Genomic DNA, 20,026 nt, shown 5'->3' on the forward strand with positions numbered 1-20,026 from the left:
CCCGAATGAGACGTCAGTGTCTCATCGAGGCCTCACTCACCCGCTCCCTCACTCAAAAATGAGGTGCCCCCTCGGGCGCCGGAAGGAAGCATGCCGAGATGAACCCGAAGCCCCTGCTGCTGATCGACGTGGACGGCCCGCTGAACCCCTACGCGGCCAAGCCCCAGCGCCGCCCCGAGGGCTACCGCACCCACCGGATGCGCCCGACGGGCTGGACGGAGGCGCAGAGCGCGAAGCCGCTGCGGGTCTGGCTGAATCCCGGCCACGGCGAGGAGCTGCTCGCGCTCGCGGAGGCGTACGAGCTGGTCTGGGCGACCACCTGGAAGGGCGAGGCGAACGAGTGGATAGGCCCGCACCTGGGCCTGCCGGAGCTCCCCTGGATCGACTGGCCCCAGATGCACGGGCGGGCGCCGCGCGGGACCTTCTGGAAGACCCAGTACATCCTGGAGTACGCGGGCGAGCGGCCCTTCGCCTGGATCGACGACGACATCACCGACTTGGACCGCGCATACGTAGAGCAGCGCCACCCGGCGCACGCGCTGCTGCTGCGGATCGACGAGCAGATCGGGCTGGTCCGGGCCGACTTCGACGCGCTGGCGGACTGGGCGGCGTGACGCCGGAGCCCGACCGGACACGCCGGAGGGGCGGCCGGGGCCCGAAGGCTCCGACCGCCCCTCCGGGCACCGCGGTCAGTTCTTGTGCGTGGCCCAGGCGTGCTGGATGACCAGGTCGGCCTTCAGCTCCGTGAGCTGGATCGCGACCGCCGACGGGGCGGTGCCGCCGCGGCCGTCGCGGGAGGCCAGTGCGCCCTTGACGTTGAGGACCGTACGGACCTCCGGCGTCAGGTGCTCCGAGATCTTCGCGAACTGCTCGTCCGTCAGCTCGTCGAGCTCGATGCCGAGCCCCTCGCACTCCTTGACGCACTCGCCGGCCACCTCGTGCGCCACCCGGAACGGCACGCCCTGCTTGACCAGCCACTCCGCGATGTCGGTGGCGAGCGAGAAGCCGGCCGGGGCCAGCTCCTCCATCCGCTCCCGGTTGACCGTGAGGGTCGCCATCATGCCGGTGAAGGCGGGCAGCAGGACTTCGAGGGTGTCGCAGGAGTCGAAGACCGGCTCTTTGTCCTCCTGGAGGTCCCGGTTGTAAGCCAGGGGAAGGGCCTTCAGGGTGGCGAGCAGGCCCGTCAGGTTGCCGATGAGGCGGCCCGACTTGCCGCGCGCCAGCTCCGCGATGTCCGGGTTCTTCTTCTGCGGCATGATCGAGGACCCGGTGGAGAAGGCGTCGTGCAGGGTCACGAAGGAGAACTCCTTCGTGTTCCAGATGATGATCTCCTCCGCGATCCGCGACAGGTTGATGCCGATCATCGCGGTGACGAAGGCGAATTCGGCGACGAAGTCGCGCGAGGCCGTGCCGTCGATGGAGTTGCCGACCGAGCCGCGCTCGAAGCCCAGGTCGGCGGCGACCGCCTCCGGGTCCAGGCCGAGCGAGGAGCCCGCCAGGGCGCCCGAGCCGTACGGGGACACCGCGGTCCGGGTGTCCCACTGGCGCAGCCGCTCCGCGTCCCGGGACAGGGCCTGCACGTGGGCCAGTACGTGGTGGGCGAAGAGCACCGGCTGCGCGTGCTGCAGGTGGGTCCGGCCCGGCATGGCCACGTCGGCGTGCGCCTCGGCGAGGCCGATCAGCGCGTCCTGGAGCTCGGCGACGAGGCCCCCGATGATCCGGGCGTGGTCGCGCAGGTACATGCGGAACAGGGTGGCGATCTGGTCGTTGCGCGACCGGCCGGCGCGCAGCTTGCCGCCGAGGTCGGCGCCGAGCCGCTCCAGCAGGCCCCGCTCCAGTGCGGTGTGGACGTCCTCGTCGGCGATGGTGCCGGTGAAGGAGCCGTTCGCCACGTCGACCGCGAGCTGGTCCAGACCGTCGAGCATGCGGCCGAGCTCGTCCGCCGTCAGCAGGCCCGCCTTGGCGAGCGCGCGGGCGTGGGCCTTGGAACCCGCGATGTCGTACGGGGCCAGGCACCAGTCGAAGTGGACCGACGCGGACAGCTTCGCGAGGGCCTCGGCGGGACCGTCGGCGAACCGGGCGCCCCAGAGCCGGACGTCACCACCGTTGTTGCTGCTCACAGCTACTGCTCCTCAAGAACGTGCATGGCTTCGGATGTGCAACCGCCTCCCCGCCGCGGAGGTAACGGGGAAGCGGTTCGTACTGCGGTTACCCGGGGTAGCGAGGGTACGAACGGTGTGGATCAGGCGAGGTCGCGGCGGGCCGCGATCTTCGAGGACAGACCGAAGATCTCGATGAATCCCTGGGCCTTCGACTGGTCGAAGGTGTCGCCCGAGTCGTAGGTCGCGAGGTTGAAGTCGTAGAGCGACTCGTCCGACTTCCGGCCGGTGACGACGGCGCGGCCGCCGTGCAGGGTCATCCGGATGTCGCCGCTGACGTGCTGGTTGGCCTCGTTGACGAAACCGTCCAGCGCCCGCTTCAGCGGGGAGAACCACAGACCGTCGTAGACCATCTCGCCCCAGCGCTGCTCGACCTGCCGCTTGTAGCGGGCCAGTTCGCGCTCAACGGTGACGTTCTCCAGCTCCTGGTGGGCGGTGATCAACGCGATCGCGCCCGGGGCCTCGTACACCTCGCGGGACTTGATGCCCACGAGCCGGTCCTCGACGATGTCGATCCGGCCGATGCCCTGGGCCCCGGCGCGCTCGTTGAGCTGCTGGATGGCCTGGAGCACGGTGACGGGCTTGCCGTCGATGGCGACCGGGACGCCCTCCTTGAAGGAGATGACGACCTCGTCGGCCTCGCGCGGCAGGGCCGGGTCCGCGGTGTACTCGTAGATGTCCTCGATCGGCGGGTTCCAGATGTCCTCCAGGAAGCCCGTCTCGACGGCGCGCCCGAAGACGTTCTGATCGATGGAGTACGGGGACTTCTTGGTGGTCGCGATCGGCAGGTTCGCCTTCTCGGCGAAGGCGATGGCCTTGTCGCGGGTCATCGCGTAGTCGCGGACCGGGGCGATGCACGTGAGGTCGGGGCCGAGGGCGGCGATGCCGGCCTCGAAGCGGACCTGGTCGTTGCCCTTGCCGGTGCAGCCGTGGGCGACGGTGGTGGCGCCGTGCTTGCGGGCGGCGGCCACGAGGTGCTTGACGATGGCCGGCCGCGAGAGCGCGGAGACCAGCGGGTAGCGGTCCATGTAGAGGGCATTCGCCTTGATCGCCGGGAGGCAGTACTCGTCGGCGAACTCGTCCCTGGCGTCGGCGACCTCGGCCTCTACCGCGCCGCAGGCGAGCGCCCGCTTGCGGATGACGTCCAGGTCCTCGCCGCCCTGACCGACGTCCACCGCGACGGCGATGACCTCGGCGCCCGTCTCCTCGGCGATCCAGCCGATGGCGACGGAGGTGTCCAGGCCGCCTGAATAGGCGAGTACGACGCGCTCGGCCACGGGGTTCTCCTTACACGGTGCATCCGCCGTCTTGCCCAACAGCGGTAGGCATAACTATGCACTGCTCTGCATGTTTCGTCAATCGAGTCCGGGGTCACCTCCGCTGACCTGCGCATATATGGGAGCGGTCGACCCCCAGCGGCCGGACGCACCGCCGCTGCGGAGCCTGCTCGGCCACCCCGCCGGGCCGCCTTCAGGCTGCGCCGCTCCCGGCTCTCGGGTGACGGACACGTCAACCTCTCCCCCAAGGGCCGCGCCGGGACGCTCGTCGTCATCGACGAGACGACCCTCGCCTACCTGGACTTCGGCGGCAGCGGCGCCGAGACCATCGCGCACGTCCGCGAGAACGGCCGCATCACGCTGATGTGGTGCGCGTTCAGCGGGCCGCCGAACATCGTGCGCATCCACGGCGACGGCGAGGCGGTCTTCCGCGACGACCCGCGCTGGGACGGGCTGATCGAGCGGTTCGCAGACGCCGACGGGCCCTCGGCGCGCGCCGTGATCCTCGTGAGGACCCGGCGGATCGCCACCGTGTGCGGGTTCGCCGTCCCGATGATGGAGTACCAGGGCGAGCGCACGCTCCACGCGGAGTACTTCGGCCGCAAGACGGACGAGGGGTTCAACGCCTACTGCGAGAAGAAGGAGTTCATCGCAGTGAGCGTCGACGGCCTGCCTGCGCTGCCGCTGCCCCTTCCGCCCCGTACCGTCTGACATGTGCTGCGTACCGCGCTCCTCGCCACCTCACTGATCGTCACCAGCCTGCTGGTACGGAGCCCCCACGGTGACCCCCCGCTGCCCGCCCGGCTCGCCGACACCGGCGGCGGCAGCCAGCTGATCACCGCCGTGGCTCCGGCCGCCGGCTCCACGACCGGGCGCCTGACCTGGTGGGACCGGCGGGCGGGCCGCTGGTACGCGACGGGGAGCGCGCCGGCCCGCTTCGGCGCGAACGGGCTGACCGAGGGCGCGCCCCGGACCCAGGGCACGAACACCACCCCGGCGGGCCTGTACGCGCTCCCCTACGCCTTCGGCATCGCGCCCGCCCCGGCCGGTACGGCGTACCGCTACCGGCGGGTGACCCCCGACTCCTGGTGGTGCCAGGACAACGCCTCGGCGAGCTACAACCGCTGGGTGGAGCCGCTGCCCGCGGACTGCGCGCCCGGCGAGGCGGAGCACCTGGCCGCGTACGCGAAGCAGTACGCGCACGCCCTGGTCGTCGACTTCAACTACGAGCACCCGGTACGGGGCCGGGGCGCGGGCATCTTCCTGCACGTGAACGGCAAGGGCGCGACCGCCGGCTGCGTGTCGGTCCCCGAGAGCGCGATGCGCGCGGTGCTGCGCTGGGCGGACCCGCGCAGGCAGCCGCACATCGCGATCGGCACGGAGTCCGGCGAGCTGGCCGTCACCCGGTTCTGAGGAAGGCTCAGCCTTCCTTCTGGGCCAGCCTCAGCAGGTGGTCGGCGAGGGCCTGGCCGCCCGCCGGGTCGCGGCTGATCAGCATCAGGGTGTCGTCGCCCGCGATCGTGCCGAGGATGGCCTGGAGTTCGGCCTGGTCGATCGCGGAGGCGAGGAACTGGGCCGCACCCGGCGGGGTGCGCAGGACCACGAGGTTCGCGGAGGCCTCCGCGGAGATCAGCAGTTCGCCGGAGAGGCGCCGCATGCGCTCCTCCTTCGCCGACTCGCCGAGCGGCGCCTGCGGGGTGCGGAAGCCACCCTCGCTGGGAACCGCGTAGATCAGCTCGCCGCCGGTGTTGCGGATCTTCACCGCGCCGAGCTCGTCGAGGTCGCGGCTGAGCGTCGCCTGGGTGACGCTCAGCCCGTCGTCGGCGAGCAGCTTGGCCAGCTGGCTCTGGGAGCGGACCGGCTGCCGGTTGAGGATGTCCACGATCCGCCGGTGGCGCGCGGTGCGGGTCTGCGGAACGGACTGGCCGTTCGGCTCGTGTTCCTGCGCCTGACTCATCGTCGTCCCATTCCCCGATTGATCATCCGTCCACGTCCGCGGCGGACTTCGCCGCGTCCAGCACGCCGGGCAGGGCCTGGAGGAACGCGTCCGCCTCGGCCTCGGTCAGCACGTACGGGGGCATGAGCCGTACGACGTCGGGGGCGGGCGCGTTGACCAGGAAGCCGGCGTCCTGAGCCGCGCGCTGCACCTGCGGTGCGAGCGGCTCGGTCAGCACGATACCCAGCAGGAGGCCCGCACCGCGGACGTGCGAGACGAGCGGGTGTGCGAATCCCTCGATTCCGCCCCGCAGACGCTCGCCGCGCTCCTTGACCTGGTCGAGGAGCCCGTCGGCGGCGATGGTGTCGATCACGGCGAGGCCGGCGGCGCACGCGATCGGGTTGCCGCCGAAGGTGGTGCCGTGGTGACCGGGCTGGAGCAGGTCGGCCACGGGCCCGAAGGCGGCGACGGCGCCGATCGGCAGACCACCGCCGAGGCCCTTCGCGAGGGTGACTACGTCGGGCTCCACGCCCTCGTGCGCCTGGTGCTCGAACCACTGGCCGCAGCGGCCGATGCCGGTCTGCACCTCGTCGAGGACGAGCAGGGTGCCGGTGGCACGGGTGATCTCGCGGGCGGCCGTCAGGTAGCCGGCCGGGGGGACGACCACGCCGTTCTCGCCCTGGATCGGCTCGATGATCACCAATGCGGTCTCTTCGGTGACGGCGGCCCGCAGGGCCTCCACATCGCCATACGGAACGTGCGTGACGTCTCCGGGCAGCGGCAGGAACGGGGCCTGCTTCTTGGGCTGGCCGGTGAGCGCCAGGGCGCCCATGGTGCGGCCGTGGAAGCCGCCGTCGGTGGCGACCATGTGGGTCCGCCCGGTCAGCCGGCCGATCTTGAAGGCGGCCTCGACGGCCTCGGCACCGGAGTTGCAGAAGAAGACCTTGCCGGGGCGGCCGAAGAGCTGGAGCAGCCGCTCGCCGAGCACGAGGACCGGCTCGGAGGCGTAGAGGTTGGAGACGTGGCCCAGGGTGGAGATCTGCTCGGTCACCGCGGTGACGATGGCCGGGTGGGCGTGCCCGAGGGCGTTGACCGCGATGCCGCCGACGAAGTCGGTGTACTGCTTGCCGTCCGCGTCCCAGACCTGCGCGCCTTCGCCGCGTACGAGCGCCAACGCGGGGGTGCCGTAGTTGTTGGTCAGCGCGCCCTGCCAGCGGGCGGCGAACTCCTGGTTTCCGGTCATGCGGGGTCCCCTCCCTGTGTCTGGACTGCCTGTGTTGCCGCTGCCTGTATTGCCGCTGCCTGTGTGACCGCTGCCTGTGCGTCGGGCACGACCATCGTGCCGATTCCCTCGTCCGTGAAGATCTCCAGCAGGATCGAGTGCTGGACCCGTCCGTCGATCACCCGGGCGGTGGTCACCCCGTTGCGGACGGCGTGCAGGCAGCCCTCCATCTTGGGGACCATGCCGCTGGACAGCTCGGGCAGCAGCTTCTCCAGCTGGCTCACGGTGAGCCGGCTGATGACCTCGTCGCTGTTGGGCCAGTCCGCGTAGAGCCCCTCCACGTCGGTGAGGACCATCAGCGTCTCGGCGCCGAGCGCGGCGGCGAGCGCCGCGGCGGCCGTGTCGGCGTTCACGTTGTACACGTGGTGGTCGTCGGCGCTGCGCGCGATGGAGGAGATGACCGGGATCCGGCCGTCCGCCAGCAGCGCTTCGATCGCACCGGTGTCGATGGCGGTGATCTCGCCGACCCGCCCGATGTCGACGCTCTCGCCGTCGATCTCGGGCAGGTACTTGGTGGCGGTGATGGTGTGCGCGTCCTCGCCGGTCATGCCGACGGCCAGCGGCCCGTGCTGGTTGAGCAGCCCGACCAGCTCGCGCTGGACCTGCCCGGCCAGGACCATCCGTACGACGTCCATCGCCTCGGGCGTGGTGACGCGCAGACCCGCCTTGAACTCGCTGACCAGGCCCTGCTTGTTGAGCTGGGCGTTGATCTGCGGGCCGCCGCCGTGCACGACGACCGGCTTCAGGCCGGCCTGGCGCAGGAAGACGACGTCCTGGGCGAAGGCGGCCTTGAGGTCCTCGTCGATCATGGCGTTGCCGCCGAACTTGATGACGACGACCTTGCCGTTGTGCCGGGTCAGCCAGGGCAGGGCTTCGATGAGGATCTCGGCCTTGGGCAGGGCGGTGTGCCTGCGTGCGGTGCTCATGAGGAGTACGCGCTGTTCTCGTGGACGTACTCGGCGGTCAGGTCGTTGGCCCAGATGACCGCGGACTCCGAACCGGTGGACAGGTCGGCGGTGACGCGGACCTCGCGGCCCTTCATGCTCACCAGGTCGCGGTCCTCGCCGACCGAGCCGTTCTTGCAGACCCAGACGTCGTTGATGGCGACGTTCAGCCGGTCCGGGTCGAAGGCGGCCTTCGTGGTGCCGATCGCGGACAGGACGCGGCCCCAGTTCGGGTCCTCGCCGTGGATGGCGCACTTGAGCAGGTTGTTGCGGGCGATGGACCGGCCGACCTCGACCGCGTCCTCCTCGGTGGCCGCCCCGATGACCTCGATGCGGATGTCCTTGCTGGCGCCCTCGGCGTCGCCGATCAGCTGGCGGGCCAGGTCGTCGCAGACCGTGCGCACGGCCTCCGCGAACGTCTCGTACGCCGGCACCTGGCCGGACGCGCCGGAGGCGAGCAGCAGCACCGTGTCGTTGGTGGACATGCAGCCGTCGGAGTCGACCCGGTCGAAGGTGGTGCGGGTCGCGGCGCGCAGCGCCTTGTCGAGGGTGGCGCTGTCCAGGTCGGCGTCCGTGGTGAGGACGACGAGCATGGTGGCCAGGCCCGGGGCGAGCATGCCCGCGCCCTTGGCCATGCCGCCGACCGTCCAGCCGTCCTGGCTGACCGTGGCCGTCTTGTGCACGGTGTCGGTGGTCTTGATGGCGATGGCGGCGGCCTCGCCGCCGCCGGCGGAGAGCGCGGCGGCCGCGGTCTCGATGCCCGGGAGGAGCTTGTCCATCGGGAGCAGGACGCCGATCAGGCCGGTGGACGCGACGGCGACCTCGCCGGCGTTGACACCGTTCCCGAGACCCTGCTGGTTCAGGACCTCCGCGACCTTCTCGGCGGTGGCGTGGGTGTCCTGGAAGCCCTTGGGGCCGGTGCAGGCGTTGGCGCCGCCGGAGTTGAGGACCACCGCGCTGACGGTGGCGCCGCGCAGGACCTGCTCGGACCAGTGGACGGGCGCGGCCTTGACCCGGTTGGAGGTGAAGACGCCCGCCGCGGCCAGGCGCGGCCCGGTGTTGACCACGAGGGCCAGGTCGGGATTGCCGTTCGCCTTGATCCCGGCGGCGATGCCCGCCGCCGTGAACCCCTGTGCTGCCGTGACGCTCACGGTGCGACTCCGATCGTGGAAAGACCCAGCGCCTCGGGGAGCCCGAGGGCGATGTTCATGCTCTGGACCGCGCCGCCGGCGGTGCCCTTGGTCAGGTTGTCGATGGCGCTGATCGCGATGATCCGCTGCGCGGCCTCGTCGTACGCGACCTGGATCTGAACGGCGTTGGAACCGTAGACGGACGCCGTCGCCGGCCACTGCCCCACGGGCAGCAGGTGTACGAAGGGCTCGTCCGCGTAGGCCTTCTCGTACGCGGCGCGGACCGCGTCGGCCGTGGTGCCCGGCAGCGCCTTGGCGCTGCAGGTGGCCAGGATGCCGCGGGGCATCGGCGCCAGCGTGGGCGTGAAGGAGACGGAAACCCGCTGCCCGGCGACGGGGCTGAGGTTCTGCACCATCTCGGGCGTGTGGCGGTGGCCGCCGCCGACCCCGTACGGGCTCATGGAGCCCATGACCTCGGAGCCGAGCAGGTTCGGCTTGAGCGCCTTGCCTGCGCCGGAGGTGCCGGAGGCGGCGACGATCACGGCCTCGGGCTCGGCGAGCTGCGCGGCGTAGGCCGGGAACAGCGCGAGCGAGACGGCGGTCGGGTAGCAGCCGGGGACGGCGATGCGCTTGGAGCCGGCCAGCGCGGCGCGGGCGCCGGGCAGCTCGGGGAGGCCGTAGGGCCAGGTCCCGGCGTGCGGGGCGCCGTAGAACTCGTCCCAGTCGGCGGAGTCCTGGAGCCGGTGGTCGGCGCCCATGTCGACGACGAGGACCTCCTCGCCGAGCTGGGCGGCCACGGCGGCGGACTGGCCGTGCGGCAGGGCCAGGAAGACGACATCATGACCGGAGAGCACCTCGGGCGTGGTCGCCTCCAGAACGCGTCCGGCCAGCGGCACCAGGTGCGGCTGGAGCGCACCGAGCGGCTGCCCGGCGTTGGAGTTCGCGGTCAGCGCGCCGATCTCCACCTCGGGGTGCGCCAGCAGCAGGCGCAGCACTTCCCCGCCCGCGTATCCGCTCGCACCGGCCACCGCTACACGTACCACCATCGGACCCTCCTCCTCGATGGCATGACTATACGTACGGCCGCACGTTTATGCAAAGCAGCGGGACAAGTCCGATGGAACCCCGTGGCCGGTCAGGAAGACGGGGCCGGGGTCTCCAGGGACACCACCGCGACCATTGCCGTTCACCACGGCCACCAGCAGGTCGACCAGCTCGGCCGCCCGGGCCGCGCCGGCTCTCACCCGCCTCAGCCCCTCGGCCTCGCGGACGGCGGCTCGGGGTCAGCGGCTCGGGGTAGCGGGTCCGGGGTCAGCGTGTCACGGGTCAGCGGGTCCGGGGCTGGTTGAAGCGGAGCATATTGCCGGCCGGATCGCGGAAGGCGCAATCGCGGACCCCGTACGGCTGGTCGGCGGGCTCCTGGAGCACCTCCGCGCCGCTGGCCCGGATGCGTTCGAAGGTGGCGTCCACGTCGTCCGTCGCGAAGATCACCCCGCGGAGCACGCCCTTGGCCAGCAGTTCCGCCATCGCCTGCCGATCGGCGGGCGAGGCCCCGGGGTCGGCGAGCGGCGGTTCGAGGACGATCTCCACGTCGGGCTGCTCGGGCGAGCCGACGGTCACCCAGCGCATCCCCTCGAACGCGACGTCGTTGCGCACTTCCATGCCGAGGGCGTCGCGGTAGAAGGCCAGCGCCTTGTCGTGGTCGTCGACGGCGATGAAGCACTGCGCGAGCTTGATGGTCATGCCCCGACGCTACGACGCGGCCGCGGATCCCGCTCCCCCGCCACCGGCGGGCCTGCGGACGGGCCGGGTGTGGACCTTGGCGACGCACGCCGGGATGGCGGCGCCCGCCTCGTGCCGCCGGGCCCGATAGGCGCTGGGGGGCTCGCCGACCAGCTCCGTGAAGCGCGAGCTGAACGATCCCAGCGAGGTGCATCCGACCGCGAAGCAGACCTCGGTCACGCTCAGGTCGCCCCGGCGCAGCAGCGCCTTGGCCCGCTCGACGCGACGGGTCATGAGATAGCTGTACGGGGTCTCCCCGAAGGCCGCCCGGAAGCTGCGGGAGAAGTGCCCGGGCGACATGAGGGCGACGGACGCCAGCGCCGGCACGTCCAGCGGCTCGGCGTAGTCGCGGTCCATCCGATCCCGGGCCCGCCGCAGCCGCACCAGGTCCTCGATCGTCACGCGCACCAGCATCTCACGGCGGGTGCGGGCGGACAGGCGTCCGACCAGGGTCCGACCGGGGTCCGACCGGCGTCCGACCGGGGTCCGGCGGGGGTCCGGCGGGGCCGCTACTTCTCGGTCTTCGCGGCCTTCTCGGCCTTCTCCGCCTGCATCTGCTTGATGCGGACGGTCTCCTTGCGGACGTCCGCCTGGGTGGCGCGCTCCTTCGCGAGCCACTCCGGCATCTCCTGCTTGAGGGCCTCGATCTGCTCCGTGGTGAGCGCCTCGGTGACACCGCCGCGCGCCAGGCCGGCGATGGAGACGCCGAGCTTCGACGCAACCACCGGACGGGGGTGCGGGCCGTTGTTCCGGAGGTCCTGCAGCCACTGGGGCGGCTCGGCCTGGAGGGCGGTGAGCTCGGTGCGCGAGACGACACCCTCCTGGAACTCTGCGGGGGTGGCCTCGAGGTACACACCCAGCTTCTTCGCCGCGGTGGCGGGCTTCATGGTCTGGGTGGTCTGGTGCGACGTCATGAGGTCCAGGGTATCGAGCATGTGCGCCACCTCCGACCACGGCCGGTAATCTGGCCGGGTGACAGACTCCCGGACACCCCCGTCGTTCCAGCTCGCATACGTCCCCGGGGTGACTCCCACGAAGTGGGTCCGGATCTGGAAGGAGCGGCTGCCCGACGTTGCGCTGACCCTCGTCCAGGTCACTCCCGCCGAGGCTCCCGCCCTCCTGCGCGGCGGCGGCGCCGACGCCGGCTTCGTCCGGCTGCCGATCGACCGTACGGACCTCAGCGCGATCCCGCTCTACACCGAGACCACGGTCGTCGTGATCCCCAAGGACCACCTCATGGCCGCGGCCGAGGAGCTGTCGATCGCGGAGCTGGCCGACGACATCGTGCTCCACCCGCTGGACGACACCCTCGAATGGGAGCAGCTGCCGGGCAAGGCCGCGCTCCAGCGCCCGGAGACCACGGCCGACGCGATCGAGCTGGTGGCGGCGGGCATCGGGGTCCTGGTCGTGCCCCAGTCGCTCGCGCGGCTGCACCACCGCAAGGACCTCACGTACCGGACCCTGCTGGACGCCCCCGAATCCCGCGTCGCGCTGTCGTGGCCCGAGGCGGACGAGACCCCCGAGCTGGTCGAGGAGTTCATCGGGATCGTGCGCGGGCGGACGGTCAACAGCTCGCGCGGACGCGGCCGTACGCAGCCCGAGCCCGAGCAGAAGAAGGCCAAGCCGGCCCGTAAGCCCGCCCCCAAGTCGGGCGGCAAGCCAGCCGCAAGGAACCCGCGCTCCGGCGCCCCCAAGGGCGGCAAGGCCACGGCGAAGTCCACCGGCAAGCGCGGGAAGCCCCGCGGCCGGTAGGAGGGTTCCGCTCAGCGGCCGGCCAGTGTGAGGGCGGCGGTGATCGCGATGATGCCGGGCACCACCCCGACGAACACGGCGAGGACCGTCGCGACCGCGGCCAGGGCCGGGTGCGCGCGCGGGTCGGCGAAGGCCGCGCACAGCAGGAGCAGCGACACCGGCAGGAAGATCCATGCCAGGTCCGGCCCGCCGGCGAGCGACCACCCCGCCGGCACGACGGCGACGGCCACGCACGAGGCCTTGAACCGCGCCCGGTTCCCGCGCAGCACCGTCGGCACCGCGAGCAGGAGGACCGGGAGCACCAGCGCGAAGAGCGGGGCGCCCTCCTTGAGCAGCACCGCCACGGGCGCCACCGGGAGGAGCAGCGCGGCCAGCGCGATCCCCCGCTGCCAGGAGTGGGCGGCCCGTGCCCGGCGCGTCGCGGCGCCGCCGCTCGCCGCTCGCCGCCCGGGCGCCGCGATCCCCGCCGTGCCCGCGCCCCCGTGCCGAACCCACGTGAACTGAACGCGTTCAAGCCAGGGGGTAATCGCACTTTCTGGCGATGGCCCGAGGGCGTTGCGCCCGTCACACACCCGCCCCTATGGTCACTTCGTAGTCATTTCATCACACTGAGTGATCAGGGGGCAAGGGTGTTACGCATCGCCAAGGGACCGGCCAGCCGGAAACGGGCCCGCAAGGGGCTGGCCGCGCTCGCCGCACTGGCCGCCGGGGCGCTCCTCGCGCTGGGCATGGGGGCCGTGCCCGCGAGCGCCGCCGAGGGCTCGTGCGCCGGCGGCGCCACCGGGCGGCTGCCGCGACCGCAGGACCAGCGGTTCTACGTACAGTGCGCGGGCGGGATCGCCACCGTCGTGGCCTGCCCCACCGGGCAGGTCTACGCCCCCGGCACCCAGCTCTGCGCGGCGCCCGAGCTGGTCCGGCCCGCCGTGGCCACGGTCACCACGGCCGGTCCTGCGAAGCTCAGCGGGCTGCTCTTCGGGGTCAGGAACCTCAGCACCACCGTACGGATCGCGGACGCCCCGGCCGGGCTGGACGGCGTACCGGTCACCTTCACCACCGTCGGCGGCCGGACGCTGTGCACCGCCGTCACCGACCAGTTCGGGGCCGCCCGCTGCGACACCCCGGCCCGGCTGACGATCCCGCTGGACGAACTCCTGCGCGGCTACCGGGCCACCTACGCGGGCATCGGCGGGATCTACCTCTCCTCCTCCGCCACCGCCCCCATCGCGCTCCTCTAGACCGCCCCTCTAGCTCCGGGAAAGCGCGTGCCGGACCCAGACGTTCGGCTCCACGTAGACCGCGAAGCCCTGCTCCGGTTCGCAGTGGACCGGGGACAGGGCTCCCGGAACCCGGACCGGGCCGGCCGCGTCGAAGGGGAGGCCGGTCCACTCCCGCCACTGGGCGAGGGAGCCGGTGATCGTCATCGACAGCGGGGCCACCGAATCGATGACGCCGCCCGCCCGCACGTGGACCCGTAGCCACGGGTCGTACGGGAGGCCGTCCTCGCGGGTGCGGTACGCGTACGCGTGGATCGAGGTGTCCGGCTCGGCGGGCTTCCCGCTGGGCCGGACCGGGGCCACCACCTCGGCGAAGCCGCGCGCGCGGGCGTTCTCGCGCATCGCGGCGAGCATCAGGCCCGAGAGCCCCTCGCCCTGCCGGTCGGCCGCGACGCTGATCTCGATCGCGCTCACGGTGTCGGCCTCGACCCCGCGCCGCAGGTCGGAGAAGGCCCACATCAGGATCCGGTCCCAGCCCTGTGCGGGCAGCACCCCGTCGCGGCCCGGCGCGTGCTGCGCGAAGGGCAGGCTGAAGCCCCGGGCGACCACCGCGTCCCCGTCCGTGGCGATCAGGACGTACTCCGGGAACTCGGCCACCATCCGCGGATACAACAGCCAGGCCAGCGCGTCGTGCTGCGCGAACTCGGGCCACGAGTCCTTCATGTCCCAGAGCCGGGCCGCCAGTTCGGGCCGCTCCGCGATCGTGGTGATCCGGATGCCCGAACCGCTGGCGCTGGTGTCTGTGCTGTCGTCCATGCCCGCAGGCTAGGCACGGCTCATCGGCGCCTCAACCGAATTGGGCCGTCTCAACCGAATGGGGCCGTCGCCTTCGGATCCCGGCCGGCCCGCAACCGCCGTACTGCCTCGGTCAGTTCGCCCGCGCCGGACACCCCGGCGAAGCTCAGCCGGACGAACGGGCCGGGCGGTTCCGCGCAGAAGTACGGCCGTCCCGGCGCGACCGCGACCCCGGACCGCAGCGCGGCCGCGACGAAGGCCGCGTCGTCGCCGCCCCCGCCGGGCCGCGCCCACAACTGGTAGCCGCCGCGCGGCGGATGGGGCACTTCCAGCTCCGGCAGCTCCCGCCGCAGCGCTCCGGTGAGGACGTCCCGGCGATGGCGCAGCTCGGCGGCCACGGACTTGAGGTGGCGCGGCCAGGCGGGTGCGCCCACCAGCTCCAGGGCGGCCTCCTGGAGCGGCCGGGGCACGAAGAAGCTGTCCACGACCTGGATGGCGCGCAGCCGGTCGAAGACCGGGCCGCGGGCCGCCAGCGCGCCCACCCGCAGGCTGGGCGAGGTGACCTTGGTCAGGGACCGCACGTGGACGACCACCCCGTCGGGATCGTCGGCGGCGAGCGGCGCCGGCAGCGGGCCCGAGTCCTCGTGGGCCAGGGACCGCGCGTAGTCGTCCTCCAGGACGAACGCCCCGGCGGCGCGCGCGATCCGCAGCACTTCCCCCCGCCGCTCCCCGGACAGCACGGTCCCGGTCGGGTTCTGGAACAGCGGCTGGCATACGAACACCCGCGCCCCGGTCGCTTCGAAGGCGGCGGCCAGCAGCTCCGGCCGGACCCCGTCCGCGTCCACCGGGACCGGCACCGGGCGGCAGCCGGCGGCCCGCGCGAGGGCCAGCAGCCCCGGGTAGGTCGGGGATTCGACGAGGATCGGCGCCCCGGGCGGGGCGAGCGCCCGCAGGGCGGTGGCGAGCGCGCTCTGGCCGCCCGCGGTCACCAGTACGTCCCCGGCCGCGACGGCCCCGCCGATCTCCCGGGCGAACCAGTCCCGCAGCTCGGGCAGGCCCTCCACGGGCGGCCTCCCCCACACCCCGGGCCGCCGGCCGGCCCGGGCGAGGGCCGCCGCCATGGCCCGCTCGGGCTGGAGCGCCGAGTGCAGGTAGCCGCTGTGCAGTTCGATGACCCCGGCGGGCGGGGCGGCCAGGGTGACCAGCACCCCGGAGGCGTCCACGGAGCGCGGAACCACCTCGCCGGAGTCCTCGGCGCTCAGGGCGACGGCCTGCCAGGAGGTGTCGCCGGGCGCGGGTGCCCGCGTACGGGGCTGCGCACGGTAGACCCCGGCTCCGGGTCGGGTGACCACCAGGCCTTCGGCGGCGAGCTGGGCGAGGGCCCGGGAGACGGTGACGGGGCTGACCCGGTACTGCTCGACCAGGGCCCTGCTCGACGGGAGCTTTCCACCCACCGAGTAGCGGTCCAGTTCGGCGCGAAGGGACTCCGCCAGTTCCGCCACACTGCTACGCTCGTACATGACAGCACAGAATAGCGCTACTCTCCCCCACGCGATAGCAGTTCGGGGCACCGGTACCGGCACCCGCCGGCCCGCCCTCGGGGGCACCACGCTCGCCGCGGCCGGAGTCGTCACCTTCTCGCTGACCTTCCCCGGCACCGCCTGGGGCCTGGAGAGCTTCGGCCCGTGGTCCCTCTTCGGCCTGCGCTGTCTGCTCGCGGGCCTGACGGCCGGCGCCTTCCTGCTGGCCCTGCGCGTCCCGGTGCCGGCCCGCGCCCACTGGGCGGGGCTGGCGGTCGTCGCCGGCGGTGTGGTCGTCGGCTTCCCGCTGCTGACCACCCTCGCCCTGCAGACCTCCACCACCTCGCACGCCGCCGTGGTCGTCGGTCTGCTCCCGCTCACCACGGCGGTCGTCTCCTCTCTGCGCACCGGGGCCCGGCCCTCGCGGCGGTTCTGGGCCGCGGCCGTGGCCGGCGCGGTCATCGTCCTCGGCTTCACCGTCGCCCAGAGCGGCGGCGCCCTGTCGGCCGGCGACGCCCTCCTCTTCGCCGCGCTGCTGGTGTGCGCGGCCGGGTACACCGAGGGCGGGCGCCTGGCCCGGCTGCTGCCGGGCTGGCAGGTGATCGCCTGGGCGCTGGTGGTGTGCCTGCCCATCGGCCTGATCGGCTCCGCGCTCGGGCTCGCGTACGAACCGGTCGAGCTGACCGGCCGGGGGGTGGCCGGGCTGGTCTGGGTGGCGGTCGGCTCCTCCTTCCTCGGCCTCTTCGTCTGGTACCGGGGCATGGCCGAGATCGGGGCGGCCCGCGCGAGCCAGCTCCAGCTCGCGCAGCCGCTGCTGACCCTGCTGTGGTCGGTGCTGCTGCTCGGCGAGCACCTGTCCCCGGCCGCGCCCGTCGCCGCCTGCGCGGTGCTCGTCTGCATCGCCGTGACGCAGCGGCCCGACGGGTCAAAAAGGGGCGGGACGACCTAAACTGCTAGCACCGGATCGGACCGCCACCGAGGAGGTCAGCATGCGCGCGACCGAGGGCGACCAGCTGGTTCAGCACGGCAGGATCGTGGGCCAGCACGACAAGGTCGGTGAGATCACCCAGGTCCTGGGAGAGAACGGCACCCCTCCCTACCGCGTCCGCTTCACGGACGGACACGAGGCCGTCATGTCCCCCGGCCCCGACTGCGTCGTGAAGCACCCGGCCGACCAGGACCACTGAGGAACGGCGGCCGTCCCTCCGGCGAGGGCCGGCCGCCGGAAGTACGGCGGCCCTTACCGGCTGCCGGAGGCAAGGCCGGCAAGGGCCGCCGCGGAGCACCGGATCAGCGCGGCGGCACCGCCACCGGCGTCGGGTAGTGATCGGCGACCACCCGGGCCATCGCCCCGTTGGGGTCCGCGTCCACCTGCTTCGCGGAGAAGTAGGCGTGGCCGCGGACCTCCGGGTATCCGGCGGCGAACCGCAGGTGCCGGGACAGCTCGCGCGGATCGCGCCAGGCGGCCGTGGAGCTCTGCGCATCGCAGCGGTACAGCGCCTCCCCCACGTAGAGCTGGACGCGGGTGCCCGCGACGGTCCGCGCCCACCAGGGGACGATGGCGGCGTAGTCGGCGGCCGGGTGGCCGATCTGCCAGTACGCCTGCGGCACGATGTAGTCGATCCAGCCCTCGCGCACCCACTTGCGGGTGTCCGCGTACAGGTCGTCGTACGTGGCGACGCCCGCCTGCGTCGGCGAACCGAGCGGATCGCGGTCGGAGTTGCGCCAGACGGCGAAGGGGCTGATGCCGAAGCGCGTCGCGGGGCGCAGCGCCCGCAGCCGCTCGGACATCTCGCGGACGAGGGTGTCGGTGTTGTGGCGGCGCCAGTCGGCGCGGGTCGCGAAGGCCCGGCCGTACTGCTCGTAGGCGTCGTCGTCGTCGAAATCGCGGCCCTCGACGGGGTACGGGTAGAAGTAGTCGTCCCAGTGCACCCCGTCGAGGGGGTAGCGGGCCACGGCGTCGAGCATGGCGTCCTGCACGAAGCGGCGGACTTCCGGCAGCCCCGGGTTGTAGTACAGCTTGCCGCCGTAAGGCACGGTCCAGCCCCGGTTGCGCCGGGCCGGGTGCCCGGGGACGAGCAGGCTGCTGTCGGTGTGGTTGGCCACCCGGTACGGGTTGAACCAGGCGTGCAGTTCCAGCCCCCGGGCGTGCGCTTCGGCCACCGCCGTGCCGAGCGGGTCCCAGCCGGGGTCGACCCCCTGCTCCCCGCTGAGCCACTGCGACCAGGGCTCGCGCGCCGAGGGCCACATCGCGTCGGCGGTGGGCCGGACCTGGAGGATCACCGCGTTGAGGCGGCGGGCGACGGCGGTGTCGAGCAGGTCCAGCAGCTCGGCGCGCTGCTCGCGCGCGGAAAGCCCGCTCCGCGAGGGCCAGTCGACGTTCTGTACGGAGGCCACCCACATCCCGCGGAACGCGGGCTCGCCCGCCGCGCGCCCCCGCCCCGCCCCGCCCGCCTCCGCCGGCCCCGCCGCTCGCGCGGGGGCGGCCGCCACGGCGGCCAGCACCCCCGCCGCCGCGGCCAGGACTCCCCTCCTCCCGATGCTCCGCCTCCCGATGGACGCCATGTGACGACTCCGATCCGCTACGTGACATTGCTTACTGTCCGCCCAGCATGCCCGCCCCGGCCCGACACGCCGGGCAAGGACGGGGGTAACGTCGGGGGGCGTGGCGGGCGCCGGAACGCAGTTACCACTGCACGAGTACGGGGGACCCGCGATGGAGAGCAGCGAAAGGCACGATGTGACGGACCTCCCAGACGACATCGCACGCGTCGGCGTAGTGGGCTGTGGCCAGATGGGCGCGGGCATCGCGGAGGTGTTCGCCCGGAGCGGGCTCGAGGTGATGGTCGCCGAAACCACCGGCGAGGCACTCGAACTCGGGCGGACCCGGCTGCACACCTCTCTGACCAGGGCCGCCGAACGCGGCAAGATCAGCGAGGAGGAGCGGGACGCGACACTGGCCCGCCTGTCGTTCACCACCGATCTCGGCGAGTTCGCCGACCGCGACCTCGTGATCGAGGCGGTCGTCGAGAACGAGCAGGTCAAGACGGAGATCTTCCAGGTCCTCGACCAGGTGGTCACCCGCCCGGACGCGATCCTCGCCTCCAACACCTCCTCGATTCCGCTGGTGAAGCTGGCCGTCGCGACCTCGCGTCCCGACCAGGTCATCGGCATCCACTTCTTCAACCCGGCCCCGGTGCAGCAGCTCGTCGAACTGATCCCGGCGCTGACCACGAGCGACGAGACCATCAAGCGCGCCGAGGCGCTGGTCGGTCAGGCGCTGGGCAAGCACGCGATCCGCGCCCAGGACCGTTCCGGCTTCGTCGTCAACGCGCTCCTCATCCCGTACCTGCTGTCCGCGATCCGGATGTTCGAGTCGGGCATCGCGAGCCGCGAGGACATCGACAACGGCATGGAGCTGGGCTGCGCCCACCCGATGGGCCCGCTGAAGCTCGCGGACCTCATCGGCCTGGACACGGTGGCCTCGGTGGCCGACTCGATGTACGCGGAGTTCAAGGAGCCCCTGTACGCGGCTCCCCCGCTGCTCCAGCGCATGGTCGACGCCGGCCGCCTCGGCCGCAAGACCGGCTCGGGCTTCTACCCGTACGGCTGACCCCTCGGCCGCACCCCCGCCACCTGCGGGTCAGCCGAGCCGCAGGTGGTGCAGCAGCAACAGCCCGGCCGCCATGTTGGCGGCCGGGATCTCGCCGCGCGCGATCATGCCGGGGACCAGCTTGAGCGGTACCCATTCGCGGCGCGAGGACTCGAAGTCGTCCTCGGGGTGGCCCACGTACGTGGCCCCGTCCGCCCAGTAGAGGTGGTGGCGGGCGTCGGTCAGCCCGTTGGACGGCTCCACGGTCATCAGGTGGTGCAGGGGGCCGGGCCGCCAGCCCGACTCCTCCTCCATCTCGCGGGCGGCCGCCCGCTCCACGGACTCCCCGTCCTCGACGACCCCGGCGGGCAGTTCCCAGCCCCAGCTGTCGGTGATGAAGCGGTGGCGCCACAGCAGCAGCACCTCGTTGGCCGCGTTGACGGCCGTGGCGACGGCGACCGGGCGCAGCCGGATGACGAAGTGGTCCAGGTGCCGGCCGTCGGGGAGTTCCACGTCGGCGAGATTCACGTCGAACCAGCGGTTCGTGTACACGGTTTGCTCACTCAGGTTCGTCCACTGCACGGTTCTGCCACCTTCCGATCGAGTAGGTGGCAACATGGCAGCAGTTCACCCCGGCCCAGGG

23 protein-coding genes are annotated in these 20,026 nt (G+C 72.5%); 8 read left to right on the forward strand and 15 right to left on the reverse strand.

The features are described 5' to 3' along the window. Positions 1 to 98: 98 nt before the first annotated feature. Positions 99 to 614 (forward strand): HAD domain-containing protein, encoded by a 516-nt coding sequence (locus tag ACIQV3_RS17315; protein WP_403713236.1) that lies wholly within the window; start codon positions 99 to 101, stop codon positions 612 to 614. Positions 615 to 689: 75 nt separating this feature from the next. Here the strand turns inward: ACIQV3_RS17315 and argH are convergent, their stop codons facing one another. Both argH and ACIQV3_RS17325 read right to left on the reverse strand, forming a co-directional pair. Next, positions 690 to 2,120, reverse strand: a complete 1,431-nt coding sequence (argH, locus tag ACIQV3_RS17320; RefSeq protein WP_403713237.1) for an argininosuccinate lyase — start codon at positions 2,118 to 2,120, stop codon at positions 690 to 692. 122 nt (positions 2,121 to 2,242) lie between these two features. Next, positions 2,243 to 3,436: an argininosuccinate synthase gene (locus ACIQV3_RS17325; protein ID WP_403713238.1), complete on the reverse strand. Its 1,194-nt coding sequence runs from the start codon at positions 3,434 to 3,436 to the stop codon at positions 2,243 to 2,245. A 114-nt stretch (positions 3,437 to 3,550) separates the two neighbouring features. Between ACIQV3_RS17325 and ACIQV3_RS17330 the strand changes: the two genes are divergently transcribed. Both ACIQV3_RS17330 and ACIQV3_RS17335 read left to right on the forward strand, forming a co-directional pair. After that, the gene (locus tag ACIQV3_RS17330; RefSeq protein WP_403713423.1) at positions 3,551 to 4,147 is read left to right on the forward strand and encodes a pyridoxamine 5'-phosphate oxidase family protein; all 597 of its coding nucleotides are present in this window, start codon (positions 3,551 to 3,553) and stop codon (positions 4,145 to 4,147) included. A 33-nt stretch (positions 4,148 to 4,180) separates the two neighbouring features. Beyond that, positions 4,181 to 4,849 carry a L,D-transpeptidase gene (locus ACIQV3_RS17335; RefSeq protein WP_403713424.1) on the forward strand — a complete coding sequence of 223 codons (669 nt, stop codon included), beginning with the start codon at positions 4,181 to 4,183 and terminating at the stop codon, positions 4,847 to 4,849. Positions 4,850 to 4,856: 7 nt separating this feature from the next. Here ACIQV3_RS17335 and ACIQV3_RS17340 read toward each other — a convergent pair whose 3' ends face one another. The 8 genes from ACIQV3_RS17340 to ACIQV3_RS17375 all read right to left on the reverse strand — a co-directional run bounded on the left by ACIQV3_RS17340 (position 4,857) and on the right by ACIQV3_RS17375 (position 11,445). After that, the gene (locus ACIQV3_RS17340; protein ID WP_250744663.1) at positions 4,857 to 5,393 is read right to left on the reverse strand and encodes an arginine repressor; all 537 of its coding nucleotides are present in this window, start codon (positions 5,391 to 5,393) and stop codon (positions 4,857 to 4,859) included. 22 nt (positions 5,394 to 5,415) lie between these two features. Continuing rightward, complete coding sequence (locus ACIQV3_RS17345) at positions 5,416 to 6,615, reverse strand: acetylornithine transaminase (protein WP_403713239.1); 1,200 nt, start codon at positions 6,613 to 6,615, stop codon at positions 5,416 to 5,418. Further along, positions 6,612 to 7,580: an acetylglutamate kinase gene (gene argB / locus ACIQV3_RS17350; protein WP_403713240.1), complete on the reverse strand. Its 969-nt coding sequence runs from the start codon at positions 7,578 to 7,580 to the stop codon at positions 6,612 to 6,614. Before argB ends, ACIQV3_RS17345 begins: the two co-directional genes overlap by 4 nt. Beyond that, on the reverse strand, positions 7,577 to 8,749 hold the full coding sequence (gene argJ / locus ACIQV3_RS17355; protein ID WP_403713241.1) for a bifunctional glutamate N-acetyltransferase/amino-acid acetyltransferase ArgJ: 1,173 nt from the start codon (positions 8,747 to 8,749) through the stop codon (positions 7,577 to 7,579). The genes argB and argJ overlap by 4 nt, the downstream gene beginning before the upstream one ends. Continuing rightward, positions 8,746 to 9,774, reverse strand: a complete 1,029-nt coding sequence (gene argC, locus ACIQV3_RS17360; protein ID WP_403713242.1) for an N-acetyl-gamma-glutamyl-phosphate reductase — start codon at positions 9,772 to 9,774, stop codon at positions 8,746 to 8,748. Before argC ends, argJ begins: the two co-directional genes overlap by 4 nt. 280 nt (positions 9,775 to 10,054) lie before the next feature. Further along, positions 10,055 to 10,471, reverse strand: coding sequence for a VOC family protein (locus ACIQV3_RS17365; RefSeq protein WP_403713243.1), 417 nt, complete (start codon positions 10,469 to 10,471; stop codon positions 10,055 to 10,057). 9 nt (positions 10,472 to 10,480) lie between these two features. Beyond that, entirely contained in the window at positions 10,481 to 10,912 is a 432-nt protein-coding gene (locus ACIQV3_RS17370) for a helix-turn-helix transcriptional regulator (protein ID WP_403713244.1), read from the reverse strand. Positions 10,913 to 11,019: 107 nt separating this feature from the next. Beyond that, entirely contained in the window at positions 11,020 to 11,445 is a 426-nt protein-coding gene (locus ACIQV3_RS17375) for a DUF5997 family protein (RefSeq protein WP_403713245.1), read from the reverse strand. A 37-nt stretch (positions 11,446 to 11,482) separates the two neighbouring features. Between ACIQV3_RS17375 and ACIQV3_RS17380 the strand changes: the two genes are divergently transcribed. Next, a complete protein-coding gene (locus ACIQV3_RS17380) occupies positions 11,483 to 12,262 on the forward strand; it encodes a LysR family substrate-binding domain-containing protein (protein WP_403713246.1) in 780 nt (259 codons plus the stop codon). An 11-nt stretch (positions 12,263 to 12,273) separates the two neighbouring features. On the opposite strand, the gene ACIQV3_RS17385 is transcribed toward ACIQV3_RS17380, so the two are convergent. After that, positions 12,274 to 12,606: a hypothetical protein gene (locus ACIQV3_RS17385; RefSeq protein ID WP_403713247.1), complete on the reverse strand. Its 333-nt coding sequence runs from the start codon at positions 12,604 to 12,606 to the stop codon at positions 12,274 to 12,276. A gap of 285 nt (positions 12,607 to 12,891) precedes the next feature. On the opposite strand from ACIQV3_RS17385, the gene ACIQV3_RS17390 reads away from it, so the two are divergent. Further along, on the forward strand, positions 12,892 to 13,497 hold the full coding sequence (locus ACIQV3_RS17390) for a carbohydrate-binding module family 14 protein (protein ID WP_403713248.1): 606 nt from the start codon (positions 12,892 to 12,894) through the stop codon (positions 13,495 to 13,497). Positions 13,498 to 13,506: 9 nt separating this feature from the next. On the opposite strand, the gene ACIQV3_RS17395 is transcribed toward ACIQV3_RS17390, so the two are convergent. Both ACIQV3_RS17395 and ACIQV3_RS17400 read right to left on the reverse strand, forming a co-directional pair. Next, positions 13,507 to 14,292 carry an N-acetyltransferase gene (locus ACIQV3_RS17395; protein ID WP_403713250.1) on the reverse strand — a complete coding sequence of 262 codons (786 nt, stop codon included), beginning with the start codon at positions 14,290 to 14,292 and terminating at the stop codon, positions 13,507 to 13,509. Between the two features lie 50 nt (positions 14,293 to 14,342). Next, positions 14,343 to 15,791, reverse strand: coding sequence for a PLP-dependent aminotransferase family protein (locus ACIQV3_RS17400; protein WP_403713251.1), 1,449 nt, complete (start codon positions 15,789 to 15,791; stop codon positions 14,343 to 14,345). Between ACIQV3_RS17400 and ACIQV3_RS17405 the strand changes: the two genes are divergently transcribed. Both ACIQV3_RS17405 and ACIQV3_RS17410 read left to right on the forward strand, forming a co-directional pair. Then, positions 15,790 to 16,740, forward strand: a complete 951-nt coding sequence (locus ACIQV3_RS17405) for a DMT family transporter (protein ID WP_403713252.1) — start codon at positions 15,790 to 15,792, stop codon at positions 16,738 to 16,740. The two genes, ACIQV3_RS17400 and ACIQV3_RS17405, sit on opposite strands and share 2 nt — an antisense overlap. A 40-nt stretch (positions 16,741 to 16,780) precedes the next feature. Further along, positions 16,781 to 16,978, forward strand: a complete 198-nt coding sequence (locus ACIQV3_RS17410; RefSeq protein WP_403713253.1) for a DUF1918 domain-containing protein — start codon at positions 16,781 to 16,783, stop codon at positions 16,976 to 16,978. A 103-nt stretch (positions 16,979 to 17,081) separates the two neighbouring features. Here the strand turns inward: ACIQV3_RS17410 and ACIQV3_RS17415 are convergent, their stop codons facing one another. After that, positions 17,082 to 18,356 carry a glycoside hydrolase family 10 protein gene (locus ACIQV3_RS17415; protein ID WP_403713255.1) on the reverse strand — a complete coding sequence of 425 codons (1,275 nt, stop codon included), beginning with the start codon at positions 18,354 to 18,356 and terminating at the stop codon, positions 17,082 to 17,084. A gap of 151 nt (positions 18,357 to 18,507) precedes the next feature. Between ACIQV3_RS17415 and ACIQV3_RS17420 the strand changes: the two genes are divergently transcribed. Continuing rightward, a complete protein-coding gene (locus ACIQV3_RS17420; protein WP_243334100.1) occupies positions 18,508 to 19,404 on the forward strand; it encodes a 3-hydroxybutyryl-CoA dehydrogenase in 897 nt (298 codons plus the stop codon). 30 nt (positions 19,405 to 19,434) lie between these two features. Here the strand turns inward: ACIQV3_RS17420 and ACIQV3_RS17425 are convergent, their stop codons facing one another. After that, positions 19,435 to 19,965 (reverse strand): NUDIX hydrolase, encoded by a 531-nt coding sequence (locus ACIQV3_RS17425; RefSeq protein WP_403713256.1) that lies wholly within the window; start codon positions 19,963 to 19,965, stop codon positions 19,435 to 19,437. Positions 19,966 to 20,026 lie beyond the last annotated feature (61 nt).

The organism is Streptomyces sp. NPDC099050 (assembly GCF_044759865.1).
GTDB lineage: Bacteria > Actinomycetota > Actinomycetes > Streptomycetales > Streptomycetaceae > Streptomyces.

What these genes read in the sequence shown, in the direction of transcription:
- ACIQV3_RS17315 (WP_403713236.1), top strand. Translation starts at nt 99, where the DNA reads ATGAACCCGAAGCCCCTGCTGCTGATCGACGTGGACGGCCCGCTGAAC.
- ACIQV3_RS17340 (WP_250744663.1), bottom strand. Translation starts at nt 5,393, where the DNA reads ATGAGTCAGGCGCAGGAACACGAGCCGAACGGCCAGTCCGTTCCGCAG.
- ACIQV3_RS17345 (WP_403713239.1), bottom strand. Translation starts at nt 6,615, where the DNA reads ATGACCGGAAACCAGGAGTTCGCCGCCCGCTGGCAGGGCGCGCTGACC.
- argB (WP_403713240.1), bottom strand. Translation starts at nt 7,580, where the DNA reads ATGAGCACCGCACGCAGGCACACCGCCCTGCCCAAGGCCGAGATCCTC.
- argC (WP_403713242.1), bottom strand. Translation starts at nt 9,774, where the DNA reads ATGGTGGTACGTGTAGCGGTGGCCGGTGCGAGCGGATACGCGGGCGGG.
- ACIQV3_RS17365 (WP_403713243.1), bottom strand. Translation starts at nt 10,471, where the DNA reads ATGACCATCAAGCTCGCGCAGTGCTTCATCGCCGTCGACGACCACGAC.
- ACIQV3_RS17375 (WP_403713245.1), bottom strand. Translation starts at nt 11,445, where the DNA reads ATGCTCGATACCCTGGACCTCATGACGTCGCACCAGACCACCCAGACC.
- ACIQV3_RS17395 (WP_403713250.1), bottom strand. Translation starts at nt 14,292, where the DNA reads ATGGACGACAGCACAGACACCAGCGCCAGCGGTTCGGGCATCCGGATC.
- ACIQV3_RS17405 (WP_403713252.1), top strand. Translation starts at nt 15,790, where the DNA reads ATGACAGCACAGAATAGCGCTACTCTCCCCCACGCGATAGCAGTTCGG.
- ACIQV3_RS17400 (WP_403713251.1), bottom strand. Translation starts at nt 15,791, where the DNA reads ATGTACGAGCGTAGCAGTGTGGCGGAACTGGCGGAGTCCCTTCGCGCC.
- ACIQV3_RS17410 (WP_403713253.1), top strand. Translation starts at nt 16,781, where the DNA reads ATGCGCGCGACCGAGGGCGACCAGCTGGTTCAGCACGGCAGGATCGTG.
- ACIQV3_RS17415 (WP_403713255.1), bottom strand. Translation starts at nt 18,356, where the DNA reads ATGGCGTCCATCGGGAGGCGGAGCATCGGGAGGAGGGGAGTCCTGGCC.
- ACIQV3_RS17420 (WP_243334100.1), top strand. Translation starts at nt 18,508, where the DNA reads ATGGAGAGCAGCGAAAGGCACGATGTGACGGACCTCCCAGACGACATC.